Origin of the sequence: Thermopolyspora sp. NPDC052614 (assembly GCF_040678635.1) — a bacterium.
Classification (GTDB): Bacteria; Actinomycetota; Actinomycetes; order Streptosporangiales; family Streptosporangiaceae; genus Thermopolyspora.
Window position 1 is genome coordinate 124,922 of the sequence record NZ_JBFATZ010000014.1, and the last position, 16,911, is coordinate 141,832.

Sequence of the window (16,911 nt, forward strand, 5' to 3'; positions counted from 1 at the left end):
CACGACGTCACCGCCGCTGAGCCCGGTCCCCGCGTCGAGCAGGAGGCGGGCAACGCGGGCCAATCGCGTCAGAACATCACCGCTGTCGAGCCCGATCCCGGCAATCCAGCAGGAAACCGCGCAGCGCCCGGTTCACCACGTCGGGACGCTCCAGCGCGAGCAGGTGCCCGGCGCCCGCGACCACCGTCAGCACCGCCTCGGGCAGCAGGTCGGCGATACGGCGGCTGTGCATCGGCGGGGTCAGGCGGTCGCCTGAGCCCACCATGATCATGGTCTGGGCCCTGCGGAGGGCCGACAACAACGCCGGATCCTCACGGACCAGCAGATCGTGCAGATGCCCGGTCATCGTCTCGGTGGGCGTGGCCTCGACCCGCTCGTAGACGAACCGGAGGTGGTCGCGCTTGGCCCGGGCCTTGGAGGCCCCGCATCGGGGATCGCCGCCGACCCCTCGTGCGCCGGGTCGGGCGGCCGTCGTCCCCACATGCGTCTCGGGAATCGAGCAGGACCCTGGAGCGGAGGCCCGCCCCCGCCACGCGCCCCGCCCGTACCGCCCGGCGCCCTCATGCGCCACGTCACCCCGGTCAAGGCCCCGATCGGGACCACGGTCGAGGTGCAGCGGGATGACGGGGGCGATCCGGGCCCCGGACTCGCCCGAATCCGGCGGACCCGCGACCGTACGCCATCGCGCCGGCACGAGCGCCTCGTACGCCAGGCGCCCACAGGACGGGCTCAGCAGGACCGAGCCGACGATCCGGGAGCCGAAGAGCTCGGGACGGCGGGCCGCCAGCGACATGATCGCCACACTGCCCATCGCGTGCCCGGCGACGACCACCGGCACCCCGTCCGGCACCGTGCGCTCGACGACCGCCGCGAGGTCGTCGCCGAGCCGGTCCACGGTGAGCGAGCCGTCCGGCCCCGGCGCGGAGCCGCCGTGGCCGCGCTGGTCGTAGAAGACGAGGGTGGCCGTGCCCGCGAGGGCCCGGCGCTGGAATCGCCACGCCTGCCGGTTCAGCACCCAGCCGTGCGCGAACACCACGGCGTATTCCGGCGACGGGCACTCGTCCACGTCGGCGGCGAGCCGTACGCCGTCGTCGGTGGTGACGCCGACCGTCGTGCCGCACCGGTCCCGACGGGCCCGGCGGGGGGAGACGCCGATCTCGGCGCCCGTCAGCAGGCCGGCCAGGGCGATCTTCCGCCCGGAATGGCGCGTGCTCCTGGTTGCCTCCACGCCGCCGAACTTACCGAGGCAAAGCACTCGCCGTAGGACGATTCAGAAGAACGGCGGGAATGCATGCCCCCTGCGCAGCCTAAGAGCGTTGAGCTGCTGCTGAATGATCTCCCGGATGTGGTCGGTCAGATTGAAGACCGTCATCGGATCGTCGGCCTCCTCCGGCTCGAACTCGTCGGTGCGCACCGGCTCGCCGAACTCGATCATCCACTTCGACGGCAGCGGAATCATCCCCAGCGGCCCGAGCCACGGGAAGAACGGAGTGATCGGCAGGTACGGCAGGCCGAGAATCCGGGCCAGGAACCGCAAATCCCCAATCTTTGGATAGATCTCCTCGGCCCCGACGATCGAGCACGGGATGATCGGCACCCCGGCGCGGATCGCCGACGCCACGAAGCCGCCCCGGCCGAACCGCTGCAGCCGGTACCGCTCGGAGAACGGCTTGCCCACGCCCTTGAAGCCCTCCGGAAACACCCCGACCAGCTCGCCCTTGCGCATCAGCCGGTCGGCGTCCTCCGGGCAGGCGAGGGTGTGGCCGCTCTTGCGCGACAGGTGCCCGAGCACCGGAAGCTGGTAGACCAGGTGCGCGCCGAGCAGCCGCACCGGCCGACGCGCAGGATGGTCGTCATACAGCGCCACCTGCAGCATCAGCGCGTCGACCGGCACGGTGCCGGAATGGTTGGCGACCACCAACGCGCCCGAGTCGAACGGCACGTTGTCCATGCCGACGGTCTCGACCCGGAACCAGTGGCGGTAGAGCGGCCGGAGCAGCTCCAGGATGACCTTGTCGTTGAACTCCGGGTCGAACCCGAACTCGTCGACCTCGTACTCCCCGGCGACGCGGCGGCGCAGGAAGGCCAGCGCCTCCGCGAGGTCGTCGGCCGCGCTCACCGGCCGCCCTCCGCCCGGCCCCGGCCCGCCTTGCCGCCGCCCACACCGACACCGCTCAACCAGTCGATCAGTTTCACCGGCAGCCCCTGGGTGAGGTCGTGCGACCGGATGAAGTCGTCGAAGGCGGCGGCCGTGCTGAACTTCGGCTTCCAGTCCAGCTCGGCGCAGACGCGGCCGGTGTCGACCGCGCGGCCATGGCTCATCAGGGCCAGTTGTTCGGGCGAGAACTCCATCAGGCCGACGCTCCTGGCCAGGTCGCCGAGCACCCGGAAGGCCGGCGAGGGCACCGGGATGGTCGGTTTGCCGGCCCGCCGTACACACTGGGACAACAACATGACGCCGTCACCCGCCACGTTGAACGTCCCCTTGTGGTCTTCCATGGCGGTACGGCGCAGCACCTCGATCGCGTCGTCCTCGTGGACGAACTGCAGCCGAGGATCGAAGCCGAACACCGTCGGCAGGACCGGCTGAAGAAAGTAACGGGTTATCGGAGAGTCGACGCCCGGTCCCATGAAGTTGGCGAAGCGCAGCATGGTCACGGTCACGTCCGGACGTCGCCGGGCGAAACCGCGCACGTACCCTTCGACCTCGCACGCGTCCTTGGCGTACCCGTGCACGGGCGGCTCGTGCGGCTCGGTGTCCTCGGTGAACATCGCCGGATCATGCGGTGAGGAACCGTAGACGGCCGTGGTGGAACGCACCACCACGCGGGAGACCGTCTCCGACCGCTGGCAGGCGGCCAGCAACTGCATGGTCCCGATAACGTTGTGCTCTTTCATGGAGGAACGGCCGGCCCCCTTGCTGGGGGCGCTGACCAGGCTCATGTGCACGACGGTATCGATGTCGGCCGCCGCGATGACCTGAGCGATGTCAGGACTGCGCAGGTCCACCCGGACGAACTCGGTCCCACCGAGCTCGTACGAGGGCGGCGGCACCGTGTCGACTCCGATGACCCGGGTGACCTCCGGGTCCGCTGCGAGCATGCTCGCCAACCGCGCGCCGATATGACGGGAGACCCCGGTGACGAGCACGGTATGGGTCATCGACGCCTCGCAGACTCCGCTCGCTTACTTCTTGTTACGTCGCTGGATGCGAGTGCGCTTGAGCAGCTTGCGGTGCTTCTTCTTGGCCATGCGCTTCCGGCGCTTCTTGATCACAGAGCCCACGGGACCCCCAGGTGAAGATAGTTGCGAAGATTCGGCGCGTGACACACACCGACCTCACAGCCTACCGGCGATCCCGGGTCGATCGCCCATTGGGGCTTCCCCTGTGTCGTCTCAAATCCGGCAACGGGACTGCTTAGTGCACCCGGACAGGCAAGTCTCTTCCCTCGCACACCTCTTCTCAAACAGGCGAATTTTGTCCATTGGCGTCTCCCGAAAGAAAACGCGAGGAGCCGCCCTTCTCCCGGAGGCGGAGACGAACGCCCGGAGATCCGCCCCGGCCCACCGATGATGCGATCGCCGTGGACGGCTTCGCCGTTGACACCGTGAGAGCCGCCACAGCACCGTCCGGCGACGACCCCGCCGACAACGATCATCGTCCGGTTGCGGCAACAACCACGCCCCCACCCCAGGACCGCCCCGGCCTGCGGCGACGATGCGATCGCCGTGGACGGCTTCGCCGTCGACACCGAGAGAGCCGCCGCGACACCATCCGGCGACGACCCCACCGACAACCCGATCATCGTCCGGTTGCGGCAACAACCACGCTCCCGCCACAGAACCGCCCCGCTCCGCGGCGACGATGCGATCGCGCACGATGCGATGGTCGTGGGCGGTCTCGCCATCGACACTGAGAGAACCGCCGCAGCAATGTCCGACGACGACCCCGCCGATAACCCCATCATCGTCCGGTTGCGGCAACGACCACGCCGCGCCGCAGAACCGCTCCGGTTCGCGGCGCCGGCGTGCGTTTTCACGCTGATCCCCGTTGATCCTCGTAGATCCCCGTCGTTGAGGCCGACGACAGTGCCCACCGCCCTGGACGCCGACGACGGGTCGCCGCCGTGGGCGACCGCTGGGTTCGGCCGCCCTCGACATGACCCGCGCCGCCGTCCCGCCGGGATGCTTCCGGCCGGTGGGCTCCTTCACGGGAACCGCTGTCGTCGCCTCTGTCGTCGTTCGACGCCGGCGTGCCGTCACGCCAGCGTCCCCTTGGGCCTCAGCCGCTCATCCAGCCTCGATGAACGCGTCTCTGAGGTACTCGTGTACCGCCTGTTCGGGGACTCGGAACGATCGCCCGACCCGGATGGCCGGCAACTCGCCCGAATGCACGAGCCGGTACACAGTCATCTTGGACACTCGCATGACGGTGGCCACTTCCGCCACCGTCAGGAACTTCACCTCGCTGAGAGGTCTTTCGCCTGCACCCATCGGACGCCTCTTCCGCACGTGTTTCCGGGTTATCCCCACCTGTGCCATTGCTCACGCACGTGTACTGCTGTCAGCGTAAGTCGCGACTCCGACTGAGCAAACCCCCTATTCCACCAAGCAGTCGCGGCCCGCGCCACCGAAACGCGCAAAGTCGCTGGCAGCAACAGGTTTGAGCCCCCCGCCGTGATCACTGGAACGAACCAACTGTCTCCCATAAGACACGTCTGGCATCACAAAAAAGTTGGCAACCAGTCGACGAGCTCGGGCAAACGGGGGCGCGAAACCAGGGTTCCGGCATGTCCGGATTGGGACGACAGACGACTCAGAGGTCACGCGTGACGCGATGGATCAAGTACTCCGTAAGCGGACGGTAGTACCGTGGAAGCACGTTGTCGTCTAGCGGCACGGCTACGGCGATCTTTCCCTCGGCCTCGCCGACGAACAGAGCCGGATCGTTACTGTCGGCGAACCCGACCGTCTCGACGCCCGCCTCGCCCGCCGCGCCCGCCCAGCCGTGGTCGGCGATCACCAGATCAGGGCGAGGCTCCCCGAGCCGGTCGAGCTCGGCGAGGATCGCCCGCATCGGCCCGGGATCATGGGTGTGCACGAACGCACCGCGGTCGTCGAGCATCGCCACGTCGTCCAGGTAGCGAATGTGGCGCTTGCGGCCGAACCCGCCGCCGGCGTACACGCGGCCCTCGGCCGGGGCCATCAGGGTCGCGCCGTGCTCGGCCGCCACGCGGGCCAGCGCCATGTGGATGGTGAGCAGTCCGGTGGGATGCCCGGTCGCCACCAGTACGCGAGGCGAACCGCCGCCGCCGAGCACCTCGGCGACGCGGTCGGCCATCGCCTCGATCGCGTCGATGGTGCGCTCCGGGTCAATGGTGTCCTGCCCCTCGCGATGCTCCGGATCGGCCACCACCCCCGCCGCCTTGGCCATCAAAGCCAGCACGTCGGCGTAGGTCCAGTCCTCGGAAATGTCCAGGCCGAACAGGTAGTGCGGGTCCCGCAAGGCGAGTGAGCGGTAGTGGTCAAGGTTGTTCTCCCGGGAGGTGGCGACGTCTCCGGCGATCCTGGTGCGAACCAGGTGCTCCCGCAGTTCCTCCCGCGTCATCACGCGGTTACTCCCAGCCCGCCTCGGCCTGCTCGCGGCGCCCATGCCCACTCCCGTCCGCTCCTTCGGTCGAGCCCACCTCGCCGCAACGTCGAATCCGCCCCGCTGCGGTTAGCCCACTCCACGTGAGCCCGGTCACCCAGCCCGATCGACCCAGCCGATCGAACCCGATCAGCCCAACCAACCCTGTCCACCGACAGGCCCGGCCGACCCACTCGACGTCAGCCCGGCCCGGCCACCTTGGCCCAGCCGACCGACCCCGATCAGCCCAACCAACCCTGTCCACCGACAGGCCCGGCCGACCCACTCCACGTCAGCCCGGCCCGGCCACCTTGGCCCAGCCGACCGACCCCGATCAGCCCAACCAACCAACCCTGTCCACCGGCAAGCCGGTTTGCCCACTCCGGTCAGCCCAGGCCGCCCTAGCCCGGCCGATCAGACCCGATCAAACCAACCAAACACCCGATCGACCCGATAAGTCCGGCCAAGCCCGGTTACCCCGGCCCGACCGGCCCAACCGAATAGACCTGATCGACCCAACCAACCCTGTCGATCCAACCGTCCCGGTCAGTCCGGTTGGTCTACCGGGCCGGTCTGGTCGGACCGGTGGCCTCAGCCCGCTCGGTCCGGTGGATCGAATCCGGCTCACCCCGATCGGTCCACCTGATCCGGTCGTCCTGGCACGTCCGTCGCGGGGTCCGGCCCTATCCGTCCCGACTACGGAAGCGGATCAAGGCCGTGCAGCGGAAAGACCGCGTTGCGCGTCGCCATGATCGCCCTGTCGACCGGGTCCGCCGGGTCATAACCATTGGAGATATCACGAAATTCCGGATTTCGACCATCTGTCATGGTCAGCGGCGCCGTCTCCCGGGTCCGCTCCCCCACCAGCCGCCGCCACTCGTCCGGAGTCGCGGTACGCGGATCCAGCGGATGACCGGAGGCCTCCGCGATCAAGTGGGTCCACACCCGGGGCACCACCTGAACCAGCTCATAGCCTCCGCCGCCGGTCGCGAGCCACCGACCGCCCGCCGTCTCATGCGCCAGCCGATGCAACGCCTCGTACGCCATGCGCTGCCCGTCCACCGACAACATCAGGTGCGCCAGCGGGTCGAGCGCATGGCTGTCGCATCCCTGCTGCGAGACCAGCACTTGAGGGGCGAACGCGCGCAACAGCGGCGGCACTACCGCATGGAAGGCACGCAGCCACCCACTGTCGCCGCAACCTGCCGGCAGCGCCACGTTCACCGCGGTGCCCTCCACACCGGTCTCGGACGGAAAGCCGGTGCCGGGAAACAGGGTGCGCGGGCTCTCGTGAATGCTGATCGTCAGCACCCGCGGATCGTCGTAGAAGATCGCCTGTACGCCGTCACCGTGATGCACATCGACGTCCACGTAGGCGACCCGCTCGGCGCCATTGGCGAGCATCCAGGCGATGGCCACCGCCGGATCGTTGTACACGCAAAAGCCGCTCGCGACCGCGGGCATCGCGTGGTGCAGCCCCCCGGCGATGTTGAGCGCGTGCTGCGCCTCGCCGTTCCACACGGCCTTACCCGCCGCCAGCGTCGCCCCCGCCACCAGCGCCGATGCCTCGTGCACCCCGGCAAACGCCGGATTATCGGCGGTCCCGAGCCCGCAGCGCAGGTCGGGCTCCCCGGACCGCGACACTCCCTTGACCAACTCGATGTAGTCGCGCTTGTGTACCAACGCCAGATCGTCGTCGGTGGCGGGTGCACACCCGGCCATCTCGACCCGGTCGAGCACACCCAACCGACCCGCGAGCGCCATCGTCAACTCGACGCGCACCGGCGCGAGCGGATGGTCGGGACCGAAGTCGTAGGCGACGAGTGCGTCATCCCATACAACCCGCACCGAATCACTCATGTCGTGACGGTATCGCACCCCCAGGAAACACCCCGTTCACCCCCCGCTACCCACCCTTAACAGCGATGCAGGCCACCGCGATACGTCCGCCTCACGACAGAAAGGCGCCCGACACCGCTCCGGCATTCCAAACCATCCTTGATCGCCTACAGCGTGACCCGCACGACGGCATGACCTGCACAACCCCCACGACCACACACGACCTGCACAGCGGACACAAGCCGCGCACCGACATGACGGCACAAGCCCGGCCACGGCGTGCGCAGGGTAGTCAACCTGAGCTTCCCCTGACGAGTAGGAGTCCCCGAGCCCGACATACGAGCCGCCCGTTGCCACCTCCACCCCGCTCAGCGCCCGCGGCACCGGAATCTCCCCGCGAGCTCCATACTGAGGACAGCCCACCGTGGAACCCGCGCATATCAGCGGTTAATAGACACCGGCGACGAGCCCGGCACCCGCGAGTAGCACCCCGACTACGGCAGTGAAGAAGGGGGCGCACGGCCTTCGGCGACCAGTCCGCCGATCCTCGACCCGCACGACGTGCACGACCCGCACAACCCGCATAGCCGACACGACCCGCACGACCGTACCGGCGCCTGGCCGCGCCTCCGGGCGATGTGCCATCTAGGGGGTCACCGGCTGGAGCGGAGGTGGGTCGGCCGTTATCCCCGCCGGGCCGTGCACCGGATTCGGCTAGGGCGCCCGGCCCGACAAACGCGGCACCTGGTCCACCACTTAGTCCACCGCCTAATGGGAGCTACCGGGTCGGTGGCAGACTCGGTAGCTCCGATGAGACATCCCTAGAGGTTGGATGTTTGGCCCGCCCGCTCCGGCGTCCCAGCCCGGACGCGGCGCGCCCGCACAACCGGCACGACCCGCACAACCGCATGACGGCACAACCCGCACAGCCAGCGACGACCTGCACACCCGTTCGACCGCCGCGACCGGCACGCGAGATGTGGCTGCCGGCATCGATCGCTCATTCCGCCCGCAAGGCCACCACTGGGTCCAGACGCCCCGCCCGGCGGGCCGGGGCGACGCCGAAGAACACGCCCACGGCGACGGAGACGCCGAAGGCGAGCGCGATCGACCACCAGGTGATCGCGGCGGGCACCGGGGAAAGCGCGTTGATCAACAGGGAGCCGCCCACGCCGATGAGGATGCCGACCGTTCCGCCGATGGTGGTGAGCAGCACCGCCTCGATGAGGAACTGGCTCAGCACATCCCGCTGACGCGCCCCGAGGGCCTTGCGCAGGCCGATCTCGCGGGTGCGCTCACGCACGCTGACCAACATGATGTTGGACACGCCGACTCCTCCGACCAGGAGCGAGATACCGGCGATGGCGGCCAGCACGCCGGTGAGCATGCCGAGCACGGTGCCGATCGTGCCGAGCAACTGGGTCTGAGTGACGGCGGAGAACCGCTCGCCGGGGTAACGCTCCGACAGCGCCTCCAGTACCCGGCTCTGCAGCGCGTCGATCTCGTCAGGTCCGGGCGCGCCCACGACGATGCCGTTGATCCGGGTGAGCCCGATCAACCGCTGCGCGGTGGTCACCGGCACGTGCACCTCGGCGTCGCGGGTGACGCCGAAGGTCTCGCCGATCGTTTCGTAGACGCCCACGACCCGAAACCGCACCCCCGAGATCATCACCTGGCGCCCCACCGGATCGACGGCGCCAAACAGCTTGGCCGCCACTTGCGACCCCAGGACGGCCACGCGCCGACGGGTGTCCACGTCGGTCTCGCTGAGATAGCGGCCCCGCCGCAGCGGGCGCGCGAAGATGTTCGGCACGTTCTGATCGGTCCCGGTGATCGTCGCGAACACCTCGGTGCGCCCGACCCGAACCGGCTCACCGGAACTGGTCGAGACCGTGACCCGAGACGGGTCGCCCACGACCCGGCGCAGGTACTCCACATCCTGCAGGGTCAGCCGACTCTGCGTGGGCACCGCGCCCAGACCGACCTGCCCCTGCACCACCAGAATGATGTTGGTGCCAAGCCCCGAGATCTCCCGCTCGATCGTCTCCTTGGCCCCGCTGCCGATCGCCACGAGCACCACGACCGCCGACACCCCGATGATCACACCAAGCATGGTGAGCCCACTGCGCAGCCGGTTGACCCGCAGCGACTCCAGCGCCATCCCCAGCGCCTCGCCAACCCTCATGCCCGTCCCACCCACATCGACGCCCCCGCACACGCGTCAACCAACCGCCGCCCCGCCACCCCCGCAGCCTCGCCCACCGACCACCGCCCCACCACACACGACGACACATCCACCAAAAGCCGCCCGGACAACCCCGCACGCGCCCACACCAACCGCCGCCCCGCAACCCCCGCAGCCTCGCCCACCGACCACCGCCCCACCACACACGACGACACATCCACCAACCGCTGTGGCAACGCCATCGGCCTTTTGGGCGCCTGCGTCCACCGTCTGGCCGTCGCTCGCGGCATCGGGCGCGCATTCGCCGACCGGGACATCGGCGTTTCCGTCTCCGCCTTCATCCGTCTGCCCGCACGTCCGCCTCGACGAGGCCGTCGCGTACGTGGATCTGGCGGCGGGCGCGGTCGGCCACCTCGGCCTCGTGAGTGACGAGGACCACGGCGACGCCGCGTTCGGAGTTGAGGCGTTCCAGGATGGCCATGACCTCCTCGCCGTTGCGGGTGTCCAGGTTGCCGGTGGGCTCGTCGGCGAGGACCACCTGGGGGTCGCCCACCAGGGCGCGGGCGATCGCCACGCGCTGCTGCTCGCCGCCCGACATCTGCGAGGGCCGGTGGTCCAAGCGGTGGCCGAGGCCGACCGCTTCGAGCGCCGCCCTGGCCAGGGCCCTGCGCCGTGACCTGGACACGCCTCGGTAGACCAGCGGCAGGGCCACGTTGTCGATCGCGGCCGTCCTGGCCAGCAGGTGGAAGGACTGGAAGACGAAGCCGATCGTGCGGTTGCGCAGCTCGGCGAGGCCGCTGTCGTCGAGCGTCGCGACGTCCACCCCGCCCACGCGCAGCGAGCCGGAGGTGGGCCGGTCGAGGCAGCCGAGCAAATGCATGAGGGTGGACTTGCCCGACCCTGACGGGCCGACGATCGCCACGAACTCCCCTTGGTCGATCGTGAGCGTCACCCCGCGCAGGGCGTCCACCGATACCCCGTCCAGGCGATAGGAGCGGGTCAGGTTCACCGCCTCGAAGGCCGGAACGGACGGGGTCGCGGACTCGGCGGTCACGGCGGTCTCGGTCACGGCAGCGTCTGGCCTTGCCGCACCGTGTCGGCGCCCTTGACGACGACACGCTCGCCGACCTTCACCCCGTCGGTGATCTCGACGACGGCGTCCCCCTGCGCACCGAGCTTGACCACCCGGCGCTCGGCCGTGGCGGTCTCGCCCGAGCCGCGCACCACCCAGACCACGCTCTCCCGGCCGCTGGAGACGATCGCCGAGGCGGGCACGGACACCGCGTCCGGCACGTCGCGCACGGTGAGGCGCACCACCGCGCTCATGCCCGGTTTGGGCACCGGCGCGGGGCTTCCGTCGTCGAAGGTGCCCTTGCCCAGCTTGAGCCGTACGGCATAGCTCACCCCGCCGGTGGTGCCCTCCTTGGGGGTGACGCCGACGCCGGTGACCTGCGCCCGATAGGTGGCCCCGGTCACCGCGTCCAGTTCGGCCTCGGCCTGGACGCCCTCGCGTACCAGGAGCACGTCGGTCTCGTCCACGTCCGCCGACAAGGTCAGCTTGGAGACGTCGGTGACCGTGACGATGGCGTCGCCGGCCGAGACGGGGACGCCGGTGGCGATCACGCCGCCGCCGTTCGAGCCGCCGACGCCGGGCAGCGCGCCGCCTCCGGCCAGGGCGCCGGCCTGGCCGGCGAGCCCGGCCGGCAATTGCCCGGCGAGCGCGCCCAGGCTCGCGCCGCCCCCGCCCGAGGCCCCGCCCAGCGTCACCACGCCCGCGAACGGCGCCCTGATGACCAGCCCCTTGACGGTGGACTCGGCCGCCTTCACCGCGGCCTGCGTCTGCGCCCGGGAGGCCGCCTGCAGCGACGACATCGAACTGGACAGCCCGCCAAGGCCCGCGCTGAGCTGACCGGTCACCTGGGAGAGCAGCCGGTTGACCGACCGCGACAGGTTTCGGGTGATCTCCGCCAGGGCGCGCTGGTGCGCCTTGTGCTGGCTCTCGGCGGCGTCGATGGCGGCCAGGAGCTGGTTGCGCACGTTCTTGTCGTCGACCTTCCGCGCGGCGGCGCGGGCGCGGGCGAAGTCCTTGCGGACCCGCTGGTCGAGCCTGGCGGTGAACCTGCCGCCGGTGAGGCTCGCGCTGCTCAGCCGCAGCCCTCCGGCGGAGGGCAGCGCGCCGAAGGACACCGGGCGGGAGGCCTGCCGGTCCGCGTCGCGGGCCTGTTTGAGCTGGTCCTCGGCCTGGGGGGAGTCGATCTTGGCGAGGATCTCCCCCTTGTCGACCTTGTCGCCGTCCTGGACGTACAGCTTGGCGATCGTGCCCTGGGCGGGCGAGCGCAGCGTGGCGGTGGCGCGCGCGCCGACCGTCGCCGGAGCCTCCACGATCTCGCTCACCGCGGACCGCCCCACCTGGCCGATCTCCACACTGGGCGCCTCGTCGGCGGTGCAGCCGCCGACGGCGGCCAGCAGCCCGACGAGCGCCATGAGCAGCGGAACCTTACCGCGCGGGTACATCACCCGGCCCATCGTAAAGGGCGGGTAATGACTTCGCGCGCGTCCCGCGTTTCCTGTGGATAACCGGTCGCTCTGTGGATAACCAGCGCGCGCGGCTCCGGACCGACCGTCCCGTGCGTACGGCTCAGCCGCCGGCGAGCTCGCGTCCCCGGTCGCGGGCGGCCTCGATGGCGTCGAGGAAGGCGGCGCGCACGCGGTGGCGCTCCAGCTCGGCGATCGCCGCGATCGTGGTCCCGCCCGGCGAGGTGACCGCCTCGCGGAGGATGACCGGGTGCTCGCCGGAGTCGCGCAGCATGATGGCCGCGCCGACGATCGACTGGATGACCAGCTCAAGCGCGGCGGCGCGGGGCATGCCGAGCAGGATGCCCGCGTCGACCATGGCCTCGACGAGGTAGAAGAAGTAGGCCGGGCCGCTGCCGGACAGCGCGGTGGCGGCGTCCTGCAGCGACTCGGGGAGGCGCAGCACCCTGCCGACCGGGGAGAACAGCTCCTCGACGCGGCACAGGTGCTCCTCCCCCGCGTGCCCGCCCGCCGAGATGACGCTCATCGCCTCGTCCACCAGCACCGGCGTGTTCGACATCACCCGCACCACCGGCACCCGCTCGCCGATGCGCTCCTCGACGAACGCCGTCGGGATGCCCGCCGCCGCGGAGATCACCAGCGTGCCCGCGGGCACATGCGGCCCGATCTCGTCCAGCAGGCGGGCCATGTCCTGCGGCTTCACGGCGAGGATCAGGGTCCCGGCGGTCTTGGCCGCCTCGACGTTGGACACCACGCGCACGCCGTACCGTTCGGCGAGGGCGTCCCCCCGTTCCTTGCGGCGCACGGTCGCCATGACCCGGCCCACGTCGAAGCCCGCGCGCAGCAGCCCCGACAGCAGGGCCTCGCCCATCTTCCCGGTTCCCAGAATCGCGATCGGCACGGCCACACCCTACAAGCGTCGCGGCAGGTGGCCGCACCAGGCCGGGCCGTACGGCGCCGCGCATCCCCACGTTTCGGACGAGCGGCATCCCCTGCCGCGGGAGCACCTCATGCGAGGACCTGGCCGCAGCGTCGCGGAACCCCGCGCGGAACCCCCGCGCGGCGCCCCTAGGCGCCAGAACCACCGAACCTCGACGCGTTGCCGCAACACCCACCGCGACGCGTTGCCGCAACACCGAACCGCCGAACTGCACGTGGTTGCCGCAACGCGTTGCCGCAACGGCGGCACATGCCGCGCCCGGTACGCCGCGGGTGGCGCCGACGGTAGCGAAGGCGTCGGCAGTTAACCATTCGCACATGCCCCCAAATGAACCGTCCGGGTGCGAACTATCGTCATAAGGGCTATGCGAAGGATTCGCCTCGCCGTCCCGGCCCTGCTCACCGCCCTGGCCATCGCCCCGGTCGCGGCCTGCGGCGGCGGTTCGAGCCCGACCTCTTCGGCGACGACCGGTCCGGAGCGGCCGACGGATGTCGTGGCGACCACGCCCGCCTCCGGTACTCCCACCCCCGGCCCCTCCCCTGCCACGCCCAAGGGCGGCACGCTCAAGCCGCACAAGATCCCTTGGACGAGCGCCGAGCCCTCGGCGGACGGCAGAACCATCCGGGTCGTGTGGTCCTCGGGGGTGGAGCCGTGCTACACCCTGGACCGGGTGGAGGTCTCCGAACGCGCCAAGAGCGTCACCATCACCCTGTACGAGGGGCCGTTGCGCGCCTCGCCCGACGTCGCGTGCATCGAGATCGCCATCGAGAAGGTCACCGAGGTGCGGCTGTCCAAGCCCCTGGGCGACCGGAAGATCATCGACGGAGCCCGCTGACCCCGGCCCGTGCGGTCAAGGCCCCGGCACGACGCAGTCCGTTACGGGCCCTCACCTGCGGGCCCTCACCTGCGGGTCTCGTCACGGACTCGACGGGGTACGTCCCGGTGAGCCGGTAGCGCCGAGGAATGTTGGAGGACTCGGGCAGGACGCCGAGCCGCCGGCCCGCGGGCCGCGGAGTAGGCGGTGAAGGCCGCGACGCGACCCGCGTGTTCGTAGCCTTCCGCGGGAATAGCACCGCGCGCAGAAGGGTTGAGTCGGTTAGGCTCAAGACGTTTGACAAAGCCCGATGGCTCCGTAAGATTGAGCCTATCCGACTCAACTTTGACTACAAGGACGTACTCATGGCACGTGCGGTAGGTATCGACCTGGGGACGACCAACTCCGTCGTCTCGATCCTCGAGGGCGGTGAGCCGACGGTCATCGCCAACGCTCAGGGCTCGCGGACCACGCCGTCCGTGGTCGCCTTCGCCAAGAACGGCGAGGTGCTCGTCGGCGAGGTCGCCAAGCGCCAGGCGGTGACCAACGTCGACAGGACGATCCGGTCGGTCAAGCGCGAGATGGGCAGCAACTGGACGAAGGAGATCGACGGCAAGAAGTTCACGCCGCAGCAGATCAGCGCCTTCGTCCTGCAGAAGCTCAAGACGGACGCCGAGGCGTACCTGGGCGAGAAGATCACCGACGCCGTCATCACGGTCCCGGCGTACTTCAACGACGCCCAGCGCCAGGCCACCAAGGAGGCCGGCCAGATCGCGGGCCTGAACGTCCTGCGCATCATCAACGAGCCCACCTCCGCCGCCCTCGCCTACGGGCTGGACAAGGAGAAGGACCAGACCATCCTCGTCTTCGACCTCGGCGGCGGCACCTTCGACGTCTCGCTGCTCGACGTCGGCCAGGAGGACGGCCACGGGTTCGTCGAGGTCAAGGCCACCAGCGGTGACAACCACCTGGGCGGCGACGACTGGGACCAGCGCATCGTCGACGAGCTGGTGACCCGGTTCAAGAACGCGCACGGCGTCGACCTGTCCAAGGACAAGATGGCCCTGCAGCGGCTGCGCGAGGCCGCGGAGAAGGCCAAGATCGAGCTGTCCGCGCAGTCGGAGACCACGATCAACCTGCCCTACATCACCGCCTCGGCGGAGGGCCCGCTGCACCTGGACGAGAAGCTCACCCGGGCGGAGTTCCAGCGCCTCACGGCCGACCTGCTTGAGCGCTGCAAGGGCCCGTTCCACCAGGTGATCAAGGACGCCGGCATCAAGCTGTCCGACATCAACCACGTGGTGCTGGTCGGCGGCTCGACCCGGATGCCCGCCGTCACCGACCTGGTCAGGGAGCTGACCGGCGGCAAGGAGCCCAACAAGGGCGTCAACCCCGACGAGGTCGTGGCGATCGGCGCCGCGCTCCAGGCCGGCGTGCTCAAGGGCGAGGTCAAGGACGTGCTGCTGCTGGACGTCACCCCGCTGTCGCTGGGCATCGAGACCAAGGGCGGCATCTTCACCAAGATCATCGAGCGCAACACCACGATCCCGACCAAGCGCTCGGAGGTCTTCACCACGGCCGAGGACAACCAGCCGTCGGTGCAGATTCAGGTCTACCAGGGCGAGCGCGAGATCGCGGCGTACAACAAGAAGCTGGCCACCTTCGAGCTGACCGGCATCGCCCCCGCGCCGCGCGGCGTGCCGCAGATCGAGGTCGCCTTCGACATCGACGCCAACGGCATCGTGAACGTCTCCGCGAAGGACCTCGGCACCGGTAAGGAGCAGTCGATGACCATCACCGGCGGCTCGGCGCTGCCGAAGGAGGACATCGAGCGCATGATGCGGGAGGCCGAGTCCTACGCCGAGGAGGACAAGAAGCGGCGTGAGGAGGCCGAGATCCGCAACAACGCGGACTCGCTGGCCTACCAGACCGAGAAGTTCCTCCGGGAGAACACCGACAAGATCCCGGCGGACGTGAGGACCGAGGTCGAGGACTCCCTCTCCGAGCTGAAGAAGGCGCTGGAGGGCACCGACACCGCGACGATCCGCACGGCGGCGGAGAAGCTCGCCACGGTCAGCCAGAAGATGGGGTCGGCGATCTACGCCCAGCAGAGCGCCTCCGGCGACGGCGCCTCCGGGCCGACGGCCGGCGCCTCCACCTCCCAGGACGGCAAGGACGAGGACGTCGTCGAGGCGGAGATCGTCGATGACGAGCCTAAGCGGGAGGGCGGCAACAAGTGACCCCGCGCGAGAACGGTTCTGAACAAGAGCCGGTGATCCGCGACAACCGCAAGATCGATCCTGAGACGGGGCAGGTCCGCGAGCGGGCCATGCCGGATCCGGGGGACATCCTCGACTCCGCCCCCGAGACGGAGGCGGAGTCGAGGGGAAAGCCGGAGAAGAAGCCGGACGGTCCGACGATCGCCGAGGATCTCGCCACCCAGCTCGCCGAGCGTACGGCGGACCTGCAGCGGGTCACGGCGGAGTACGCCAACTACCGCAAGCGCGTCGAGCGCGACCGGGTCGCGGTGCGCGAGCTGGCCGTGGCGAACGTGGTCAGCGAGCTGCTCCCCGTGCTGGACGACATCGGCCGGGCACGCGATCATGGTGAGCTGACCGGCGGCTTCGCCAAGGTGAGCGAGTCGCTGGAGGCCGCCGTGGCCAAGCTGGGGCTGGTCTCGTTCGGCACGAAGGGCGACCCGTTCGACCCGACCGTGCACGAGGCCCTCATGCACAGCTACTCCTCTGAGGTCAGCGAGACCACCTGCGTGGAGATCCTCCAGCCGGGCTACCGCATCGGCGACCGGATCCTGCGACCGGCACGGGTGGCCGTCGCCGAACCGGACGGATCCGAGCCGGCGCAGGCGTCGCAGCCCGAGGCCGAGGCGTCGGGCGAGACCGCCGAACCGGCGGACGGTTCCGCGGACGAATCCGCCAAGCCGGCCGAGCCCGGCGACAACTGAACCAACC

At 69.9% G+C, this 16,911-nt stretch carries 14 protein-coding genes; 3 read left to right on the forward strand and 11 right to left on the reverse strand.

Going from position 1 to position 16,911, the window contains the following annotated elements; all coding sequences use genetic code 11:
• Positions 1-76 precede the first annotated feature (76 nt).
• From AB0K60_RS26805 to proC, 11 genes are all read right to left on the reverse strand, one after another.
• Positions 77-1,228, reverse strand: coding sequence for an alpha/beta hydrolase (locus AB0K60_RS26805; RefSeq protein WP_364060641.1), 1,152 nt, complete (start codon positions 1,226-1,228; stop codon positions 77-79).
• Between the two features lie 42 nt (positions 1,229-1,270).
• The gene (locus AB0K60_RS26810; protein ID WP_364060644.1) at positions 1,271-2,119 is read right to left on the reverse strand and encodes a lysophospholipid acyltransferase family protein; all 849 of its coding nucleotides are present in this window, start codon (positions 2,117-2,119) and stop codon (positions 1,271-1,273) included.
• Positions 2,116-3,162 carry an SDR family oxidoreductase gene (locus tag AB0K60_RS26815; protein WP_364060647.1) on the reverse strand — a complete coding sequence of 349 codons (1,047 nt, stop codon included), beginning with the start codon at positions 3,160-3,162 and terminating at the stop codon, positions 2,116-2,118. The genes AB0K60_RS26810 and AB0K60_RS26815 overlap by 4 nt, the downstream gene beginning before the upstream one ends.
• A 24-nt stretch (positions 3,163-3,186) precedes the next feature.
• The gene (locus tag AB0K60_RS26820) at positions 3,187-3,285 is read right to left on the reverse strand and encodes an AURKAIP1/COX24 domain-containing protein (protein WP_182446382.1); all 99 of its coding nucleotides are present in this window, start codon (positions 3,283-3,285) and stop codon (positions 3,187-3,189) included.
• Between the two features lie 1,005 nt (positions 3,286-4,290).
• A complete protein-coding gene (locus AB0K60_RS26825; protein WP_364060651.1) occupies positions 4,291-4,494 on the reverse strand; it encodes a helix-turn-helix domain-containing protein in 204 nt (67 codons plus the stop codon).
• Between the two features lie 322 nt (positions 4,495-4,816).
• Positions 4,817-5,608 (reverse strand): phosphatase, encoded by a 792-nt coding sequence (locus AB0K60_RS26830; RefSeq protein ID WP_364060869.1) that lies wholly within the window; start codon positions 5,606-5,608, stop codon positions 4,817-4,819.
• A 717-nt stretch (positions 5,609-6,325) separates the two neighbouring features.
• Positions 6,326-7,489, reverse strand: coding sequence for an acetoin utilization protein AcuC (locus tag AB0K60_RS26835; RefSeq protein WP_364060654.1), 1,164 nt, complete (start codon positions 7,487-7,489; stop codon positions 6,326-6,328).
• A gap of 979 nt (positions 7,490-8,468) precedes the next feature.
• Entirely contained in the window at positions 8,469-9,653 is a 1,185-nt protein-coding gene (locus AB0K60_RS26840) for an ABC transporter permease (protein ID WP_364060657.1), read from the reverse strand.
• 337 nt (positions 9,654-9,990) lie between these two features.
• Entirely contained in the window at positions 9,991-10,722 is a 732-nt protein-coding gene (locus AB0K60_RS26845; RefSeq protein WP_364060660.1) for an ABC transporter ATP-binding protein, read from the reverse strand.
• Complete coding sequence (locus AB0K60_RS26850; RefSeq protein WP_364060872.1) at positions 10,719-12,167, reverse strand: biotin/lipoyl-binding protein; 1,449 nt, start codon at positions 12,165-12,167, stop codon at positions 10,719-10,721. The genes AB0K60_RS26845 and AB0K60_RS26850 overlap by 4 nt, the downstream gene beginning before the upstream one ends.
• A gap of 124 nt (positions 12,168-12,291) precedes the next feature.
• A complete protein-coding gene (gene proC, locus AB0K60_RS26855; protein WP_364060663.1) occupies positions 12,292-13,095 on the reverse strand; it encodes a pyrroline-5-carboxylate reductase in 804 nt (267 codons plus the stop codon).
• A 397-nt stretch (positions 13,096-13,492) separates the two neighbouring features.
• Here proC and AB0K60_RS26860 point away from each other — a divergent pair, with 397 nt between their 5' ends.
• The 3 genes from AB0K60_RS26860 to grpE all read left to right on the forward strand — a co-directional run bounded on the left by AB0K60_RS26860 (position 13,493) and on the right by grpE (position 16,904).
• Positions 13,493-13,963, forward strand: coding sequence for a hypothetical protein (locus AB0K60_RS26860; protein WP_364060666.1), 471 nt, complete (start codon positions 13,493-13,495; stop codon positions 13,961-13,963).
• Between the two features lie 344 nt (positions 13,964-14,307).
• Entirely contained in the window at positions 14,308-16,182 is a 1,875-nt protein-coding gene (dnaK, locus tag AB0K60_RS26865; protein WP_364060669.1) for a molecular chaperone DnaK, read from the forward strand.
• Complete coding sequence (grpE, locus tag AB0K60_RS26870; RefSeq protein ID WP_364060672.1) at positions 16,179-16,904, forward strand: nucleotide exchange factor GrpE; 726 nt, start codon at positions 16,179-16,181, stop codon at positions 16,902-16,904. The genes dnaK and grpE overlap by 4 nt, the downstream gene beginning before the upstream one ends.
• The last annotated feature ends 7 nt before the right edge of the window (positions 16,905-16,911 follow it).

What these genes read in the sequence shown, in the direction of transcription:
- AB0K60_RS26850 (WP_364060872.1), bottom strand. Translation starts at nt 12,167, where the DNA reads ATGTACCCGCGCGGTAAGGTTCCGCTGCTCATGGCGCTCGTCGGGCTG.
- AB0K60_RS26830 (WP_364060869.1), bottom strand. Translation starts at nt 5,608, where the DNA reads ATGACGCGGGAGGAACTGCGGGAGCACCTGGTTCGCACCAGGATCGCC.
- AB0K60_RS26835 (WP_364060654.1), bottom strand. Translation starts at nt 7,489, where the DNA reads ATGAGTGATTCGGTGCGGGTTGTATGGGATGACGCACTCGTCGCCTAC.
- AB0K60_RS26840 (WP_364060657.1), bottom strand. Translation starts at nt 9,653, where the DNA reads ATGAGGGTTGGCGAGGCGCTGGGGATGGCGCTGGAGTCGCTGCGGGTC.
- dnaK (WP_364060669.1), top strand. Translation starts at nt 14,308, where the DNA reads ATGGCACGTGCGGTAGGTATCGACCTGGGGACGACCAACTCCGTCGTC.
- AB0K60_RS26815 (WP_364060647.1), bottom strand. Translation starts at nt 3,162, where the DNA reads ATGACCCATACCGTGCTCGTCACCGGGGTCTCCCGTCATATCGGCGCG.
- AB0K60_RS26860 (WP_364060666.1), top strand. Translation starts at nt 13,493, where the DNA reads ATGCGAAGGATTCGCCTCGCCGTCCCGGCCCTGCTCACCGCCCTGGCC.
- AB0K60_RS26825 (WP_364060651.1), bottom strand. Translation starts at nt 4,494, where the DNA reads ATGGGTGCAGGCGAAAGACCTCTCAGCGAGGTGAAGTTCCTGACGGTG.